Here is a 6,000-nt window from a genome sequence, read left to right on the forward strand (position 1 = left end):
ATGTGGCTTGACAGTTTTTTATAAAGACTGACACAAGGGCGCTGCGGAGCGCCTTTGCGGCTCCGATCACATCCGGAGTCTTCCCATGCGTTCGCTTCTGATCGCCGCCGCCTTCTTCGTCGCCGCGCCGGCCTTCGCCCAGCCTGTCGAGGCGCCCGTTGCCGCGACTCGCGCCGTCCTGGCCGACGCCGCCAAGGCCCCTGCCGGCCGCACCATCATCGACGGCGCCGCCTGGCGTTGCGAAGGCTCGGCCTGCACCGCCACCGGCGGCGCCAACCAGCCCGCCGCCCGCGCCTGCCGTCGCGTGGTCGCCCGTTTCGGCGCGGTCACTGAGTTCTCGTGGAAGGGTCAGGCCCTCGACGCCGCCGCCCTGGCGACCTGCAACGCCTGAAACCGCAGCGCCTCGCCCGAAAGGGCGGCGCTGAAAAACAAAGCCCGCGCGCCCAAATCGGCGACGCGGGCTTTTGTTCGTTCAGTCGTCGCGGTGGACGCGTTCGCGGCGCTCGTGCCGCTCCTGGGCCTCGACCGAGAGGGTCGCCGTCGGGCGGGCCTCCAGTCGTCCCAGACCGATCGGCTCGCCGGTGTCCTCGCAATAGCCGTAGGATCCGTCCTCGATCCGCCGCAGGGCGTCCTCGATCTTGGAGATCAGCTTGCGCTGACGGTCACGGGTCCGCAGTTCCAGCGCCCGGTCCGATTCCGACGACGCGCGGTCGACCAGATCGGGATGGTTTTCCGTCTCGGCCTTCAGATTGATGACCGTGCCCTTGGATTCGCGCAGGATCTCGTCCCGCCACGCCAACAGCTTGTGTTTGAAATAGGCCAGTTGCCGCTCATTCATGAACGGTTCGTCGTCGGACGGCCGATACGCGGCCGGTTCTCCGATAACATTGGACGCCAATGCGTTCATCGCACTCACGCTCGCGGTCAAATCACCCCCCTGCGGGCAGCCTGCCTATAGGCGCAAGCGCAGAGTCGGAGCAACGCGGTTCGCGCGTCCGTGATCCGCAAAGTTTAACGCAGGGCCCCGGGCGTGACATTTCGTCCTCACATGGCGCCGCGAAAACCGATATTCCCGTGAGATTCGACGGGTTTATGCTGCACTGCGGCGAACTTCGGCCTTGGCCAGCTCGACCTTGGCCCTGAGGTCGATCTGGTCCAGCAGGCTGCGCAGGCCCAGGTCGTCCTCGTCGGGACGGGCTTCGCCGATGTCTCGGCCCAGCCGAGCCAAGGCGGCCTCTCCGGCCTCGCCGGCCAGCATGGCGAGCTTCAGTTCGTCCAGGCGATCCAGCAAACCGCGTCCGCGACGGATGGAGCGGCGGCGGCGTTCCGTCACATCCTCGACCCCCTGCAGGGCCATCAGGGCGGAGACCCCGGTCAGACCGTTGGCGGATCCCGCAGACATGGCGGGCGCCGACGCCCCGGCCGGAGCGGCGCCGCCCATGCTGAAGCCGCCGGCAGAGCGCGTCGGCCGGGCGGCCGGAGCGGCGGCGGGACCGGTGGGGCCGCTGACCTTCATGATGGGAGACTCCGGCGCATGAGCCACCATCGCCGCCCGATCGTCACTGTTTGGTTAACAGCCCGGCAGGATTTGCCGGACCGACCCGCCCTGATCGACGCCGAACCGTTGTAATCAAACGCTTTTCCAAACGGCACGAGACTGGCATCGCGCACGGCGTCATTCGCTTTCGGACGCCCCGACGATGCAGAAGTTGCTTGCCGCCCTGATCGCCCCCTTCGCCGCCGTCGGTCTGATGGCGTCGGCGGGCGCGGCCTCGGCCCAGTCGCGGATCAAGGACATCGCCTCCATCGAGGGGGTCCGCGCCAACCAGCTGGTCGGCTACGGCCTCGTCGTGGGCCTGGCCGGGACGGGCGACAGCCTGCGCAACTGCCCCTTCACCCGTCAGTCGCTGGAAGGCATGACCGAGCGTCTGGGCGTCAACATCCGCGGCGCCAACGCCAACTCCAAGAACATGGCGGCCATCATGGTCACCGCCGAACTGCCGCCCTTCGCCACGCCCGGCTCGCGCATCGATGTGGCGGTGTCGTCGATGTGCGACGCCAAGAGCCTGCTGGGCGGCACCCTGCTGGTCACCAGCCTGCAAGGCGCGGACGGTCAGGTCTATGCGGTGGCGCAAGGATCCATTCAGACCGGCGCCGTCTCTGCCGGCGGCGCCTCAGGCTCGTCGGTGTCGCGCGGCGTCCCCACCGCCGGCCGGATCGCCTCCGGCGCCTCGGTCGAGCGCGAGACGGGCTTCCAGCTGGCCAACATGAACGAGGTGCGGCTGACGCTGCGCAACCCGGACTTCACGACGGCCCAGAGAGTCGCCGCCGCCATCAATCAGACCTATCCCGGCACGGCCCTGGCCGAGAACGGCACGGTCGTGGCCCTGCGCGCGCCCGCCCAGCTCGGCATGGCGGGCTTCATCAGCCGGGTCGAGAACCTGCCCGTCGCCGTGGACGCCCCGGCCAAGGTCATCATCGACGAGGTCAACGGCGTCATCGTCATGGGCGAGGCCGTCCGCGTCTCGACCGTCGCCATCGCCCAGGGCAATCTGACCATATCGGTCCAGGAGACGCCCCAGGTCAGCCAGCCCAACCCCTTCAGCCAGGGCCAGACCGCCGTGGTCCCGGACTCGACTGTCAATGTGGAGGAGGAACTGGGCCGCGAAATGCGGATCGTCAACGGCTCCAACTCCCTGGCGACCCTGGTCAACGGCCTGAACGCCTTGGGCGTCTCGCCCCGAGACATGATCTCCATACTGCAGGCCGTGAAGGCGGCCGGCGCCCTTCAGGCTGAAATCGAGGTGATGTGAGCATGACCGTCCAGACCGCCTCCCCCGCCGCCACCTCCTCGATCACCGACGCCGCCCGCACCCGCATCGCCCAGACCGCCGAGGACTTCGAGGTCTCCTTCATGTCGCAGATGCTCAAGCCCATGTTCGAGGGCCTTTCGACCGAGGCCCCGTTCGGCGGCGGCGAGGCCGAGGGCACCTGGCGCGGGTTTCTGATCGACGCCATGGCCAAAAAGGTCGTCAAGGCGGGCGGGATCGGCGTCACCGGCCTCGTCATGTCCGAAATGCTCAAGATGCAGGAAGGCCGCGCATGACCTCTCACACCTCCCCCGCCGAAGCCGCCGTCCATGTCCGTCGCCTGATCGGACTGACCGACGCCCTGTCGGATCGCCTGGAGACCGAAACCCGCGCCTTCGCCGAGCGGCGGCCGCAGGACATCGTGAACGGGCTGGCGAAGACCCAGGATATGGCCAACCTCTATCGGCGCGAGACCGCGCAGCTGAAGGCCACGCCCGCCCTCGCCGCCTCGGCGCCCATCGCCGACCGCCAGACCCTGATCCGCGCCACGGAGCGGTTCGAGGCCGTCCTGGCCCGCCACGCCTCGGCGGTGCAGGCCGCGCGGGTCATTTCCGAAGGCGTGGTCCAGGCGATCGCGGCGGAGGTCGCGGCGGCGCGCGCGTCGGGTGCCGGCTACGGCGCCTCGGGCCGCGCCGCGACGGCGGACGGCACGGCCATCACCCTGAACCGAAGCGCCTGAAACGGCGGTTTTAACCATCTCGGTAACACGGGCCTTTAAGACAGTCGGGCTAGGTGTGGAGGAATGCCCATTCGCAAACGGCTCCTCGGCTTCGCCTTCGCCTCGTCCGATCTCCTGATCGAACTGGACGCCGAAGGGCGCGTGGCCCTGGCGCTCGGCTCCGGACCGTCGCCACAGGTCCCCTGCGCAGCCCTGCAGGGCCGGTCGCTTCCAGACATCGTGGTCCCAACTGATTTGCCGGTGCTGAACCAGGCCCTGACCGAGCTTCGGCCGGGCTCACGCATCGGCCCGATCCCCGTCCGGCTGCAGGCCGGCTCCGATCGCGCCCGCCCGGTCGCGTTCAGCGCCTTCAGCCTGCCGGAACTGGCGCCGGCCGTGTCCTGCTCGATTTCCTGGCTGGGCGAGGCGGTCGATCTCGCGCCGCCCTCCGAAACGCCGATCCTCGACCCGAGCGCCTTCCTGGCCCAGGCCCGGTCGCTGATGATGGATCGCGTCGCCCCGGCGGGTCTGGCGGTCGACTTCATCAACGTCGGCGGCCTGGCCGAACAGACCGACGCCGCCCTTCGCGCCGCCGTCCGGGTCGAGGCCGCGCTGCAGTCCGCTTCGATCAACGGCGAGAGCGCCGCGAAACTGGCGCCCGAGCGCTATGCGGTCCTGCGCGATCCCGCCGACCGGCGCGATCTGGTCGGCGAGGTGACCCGCCTGGGCCAGGAAGAGGGTGTGGCCCTGTCGGTGTCGTCCGACACCGCCGATCTGGCGGACGTGCCGCCGCTGAACGCCCTGCGCGCCCTGCGGCTGGCGGCTGAAGACTGTCTGCGCGACGGCGGCCTCGGCCAAACCGGCGCCGCCTTCAACGAGGCCCTGGCCCGCACCGTCAAGGAGGCCGAGAACTTCCGGTCCATGGTTCGCGACCGCGCCTTCGAGGTCCACTATCAGCCGATCGTCTCGCTCAAGAGCGGCGCCGTTCATCACTTCGAGGCCCTGTCCCGCTTCCGCTCCGTCGATGGGCCCGCCGGCGCCATCCGCATGGCCGAGGAGATGGCCCTGATCGAGAGCTTCGATCTGGTCGTTCTGGACAAGGTGGTGCGCCGTCTGCGCCAGCCGGGCTCGGGCCTGCTCAAGATCGCCGTCAACGTCTCCGGCGCCTCGCTGGTGGACGACGCCTACGTCAACGCCCTGCTCCGCATGACAGCCGAGACGCCGGACCTGCGCCGCCGCCTGATGGTCGAGGTGACGGAATCGGCGGCCCTGGCCGACATCGACGCCGCCAACCGTCGCCTGTCCGCCCTGCGCGAGGCGGGCATCAAGCTGTGCATCGACGACTTCGGCTCCGGCGCCGCCTCGTTCGACTATGTCCGCAAGCTGCAGGTCGACACCGTCAAGATCGACGGCGGCCTGATTCAGGGCCTGGAACAGGATCCCCGCGCCCGGACCATGATCTCCCACCTCGTCGAACTGTGCGGCTCCCTGGGCCTGACCACCGTGGCCGAGATGGTCGAGACCCAGGGGGCGGCCGACATCCTGCGTGACCTCGGCGTCGATTTCGGCCAGGGCTGGCTGTTCGGAAAGGCCGAGGCCGAGCCGCGCACCATTCTGCCCCCATCCGGCCCCGTCGCTGCCCGCCGCACCGGCGCCGTCGAGGCCTGGGGCTAAATTCTATCTGTCAAGGCGATCCGACGTTCGACGCCGATGGCGTCCAGAAAGGCCGCGTCGTGGCTGACGACCAGAAGCGCGCCGTCCCAGGAGGAGAGGACGGCCTCGACGGCCTCCATCGCCTCGATGTCCAGGTGGTTGGTCGGCTCGTCGAGGATCAGCAGTTGCGGCGGCGTCTCCGCCCCCATCACGCAGACGAGGCCGGCCCGCAGTCGCTCGCCGCCCGACAGGCTCCCTACAGTCCGGTCCGCCGCCGTGTTGCGGAACAGGCCTCGCGCCAGCGCCGCGCGGGCCGCGTTGGCGCGGGCCTCCGGGTTCAGGCGTTGGAAGGCGTCCACCAGGGTCTCGTCATCCCGCAGCAGACTGACCGACTGGTCCAGCATGGCCGAGGGGGCCGGTCGTTCGACCGACCCTGCCGTCGGCTCCAGCGCGCCTGACGCCAGTCGAAGCAGAGTGGATTTGCCGGCGCCGTTCGGGCCGACGATGGCCACCCGCTCCGGGCCGATGATCGACAGGTCGATGGGCCCCACGATCCGCCGTCCGTCCGGCGCATCCCAGGCGGCGCCGGTCAGGGTCAGGACCGTCCGCCCCGCCGCCAGACCCGACGACGGCAACTCCATGCCCAGCCGCTTGCCGCGCTCAACCCGAGCCTCGGCTGCTTCCAGCGCCGCCTCCGCCGCCTCGCGCGATCGGTCCGCGAGGGCCGAACCGCGTCCGGCCGTGCGTTCGGCGCGGTCCCGGGCGGCGTCGAGCAGGATTTTCGGCTCGCTGGCCTTCATGCGGAAGGCCCGGCCCGCC

At 69.8% G+C, this 6,000-nt stretch carries 8 protein-coding genes; 5 read left to right on the plus strand and 3 right to left on the minus strand.

Features of this window, described 5'->3' with window-relative positions; translation table 11 throughout:
* Positions 1 to 85: 85 nt before the first annotated feature.
* Entirely contained in the window at positions 86 to 391 is a 306-nt protein-coding gene (locus ACT6QK_RS09665) for a CC_3452 family protein (RefSeq protein ID WP_444597619.1), read from the plus strand.
* 81 nt (positions 392 to 472) lie between these two features.
* On the opposite strand, the gene dksA is transcribed toward ACT6QK_RS09665, so the two are convergent.
* Together dksA and ACT6QK_RS09675 are read right to left on the minus strand one after the other, a co-directional pair.
* Positions 473 to 907 (minus strand): RNA polymerase-binding protein DksA, encoded by a 435-nt coding sequence (gene dksA, locus ACT6QK_RS09670; RefSeq protein WP_444597620.1) that lies wholly within the window; start codon positions 905 to 907, stop codon positions 473 to 475.
* A gap of 183 nt (positions 908 to 1,090) precedes the next feature.
* Positions 1,091 to 1,516 (minus strand): flagellar assembly protein FliX, encoded by a 426-nt coding sequence (locus ACT6QK_RS09675; RefSeq protein ID WP_444597621.1) that lies wholly within the window; start codon positions 1,514 to 1,516, stop codon positions 1,091 to 1,093.
* A gap of 184 nt (positions 1,517 to 1,700) precedes the next feature.
* Here ACT6QK_RS09675 and ACT6QK_RS09680 point away from each other — a divergent pair, with 184 nt between their 5' ends.
* The 4 genes from ACT6QK_RS09680 (at position 1,701) to ACT6QK_RS09695 (ending at position 5,202) form a co-directional block, all read left to right on the plus strand.
* Positions 1,701 to 2,813 carry a flagellar basal body P-ring protein FlgI gene (locus tag ACT6QK_RS09680; RefSeq protein ID WP_444597622.1) on the plus strand — a complete coding sequence of 371 codons (1,113 nt, stop codon included), beginning with the start codon at positions 1,701 to 1,703 and terminating at the stop codon, positions 2,811 to 2,813.
* Between the two features lie 2 nt (positions 2,814 to 2,815).
* Positions 2,816 to 3,106, plus strand: a complete 291-nt coding sequence (locus tag ACT6QK_RS09685; RefSeq protein WP_444597623.1) for a rod-binding protein — start codon at positions 2,816 to 2,818, stop codon at positions 3,104 to 3,106.
* Positions 3,103 to 3,549, plus strand: a complete 447-nt coding sequence (locus tag ACT6QK_RS09690; RefSeq protein WP_444597624.1) for a flagellar basal-body protein FlbY — start codon at positions 3,103 to 3,105, stop codon at positions 3,547 to 3,549. The genes ACT6QK_RS09685 and ACT6QK_RS09690 overlap by 4 nt, the downstream gene beginning before the upstream one ends.
* A 63-nt stretch (positions 3,550 to 3,612) precedes the next feature.
* The gene (locus ACT6QK_RS09695; protein WP_444597625.1) at positions 3,613 to 5,202 is read left to right on the plus strand and encodes a sensor domain-containing phosphodiesterase; all 1,590 of its coding nucleotides are present in this window, start codon (positions 3,613 to 3,615) and stop codon (positions 5,200 to 5,202) included.
* Here the strand turns inward: ACT6QK_RS09695 and ACT6QK_RS09700 are convergent.
* Positions 5,199 to 6,000 (minus strand): ATP-binding cassette domain-containing protein (locus ACT6QK_RS09700; RefSeq protein WP_444597626.1); only part of this gene is annotated, 802 nt, incomplete at its 5' end. The genes ACT6QK_RS09695 and ACT6QK_RS09700 overlap by 4 nt on opposite strands.

The sequence above is a fragment of the Brevundimonas sp. genome (assembly GCF_052436175.1).
Taxonomy (GTDB): Bacteria; Pseudomonadota; Alphaproteobacteria; order Caulobacterales; family Caulobacteraceae; genus Brevundimonas.

Bases quoted from the DNA above. Each gene is read 5' to 3' on its own strand.
- ACT6QK_RS09665 (WP_444597619.1), top strand. From the start codon at position 86: ATGCGTTCGCTTCTGATCGCCGCCGCCTTCTTCGTCGCCGCGCCGGCC.
- dksA (WP_444597620.1), bottom strand. From the start codon at position 907: ATGAACGCATTGGCGTCCAATGTTATCGGAGAACCGGCCGCGTATCGG.
- ACT6QK_RS09675 (WP_444597621.1), bottom strand. From the start codon at position 1,516: ATGAAGGTCAGCGGCCCCACCGGTCCCGCCGCCGCTCCGGCCGCCCGG.
- ACT6QK_RS09680 (WP_444597622.1), top strand. From the start codon at position 1,701: ATGCAGAAGTTGCTTGCCGCCCTGATCGCCCCCTTCGCCGCCGTCGGT.
- ACT6QK_RS09685 (WP_444597623.1), top strand. From the start codon at position 2,816: ATGACCGTCCAGACCGCCTCCCCCGCCGCCACCTCCTCGATCACCGAC.
- ACT6QK_RS09690 (WP_444597624.1), top strand. From the start codon at position 3,103: ATGACCTCTCACACCTCCCCCGCCGAAGCCGCCGTCCATGTCCGTCGC.
- ACT6QK_RS09695 (WP_444597625.1), top strand. From the start codon at position 3,613: ATGCCCATTCGCAAACGGCTCCTCGGCTTCGCCTTCGCCTCGTCCGAT.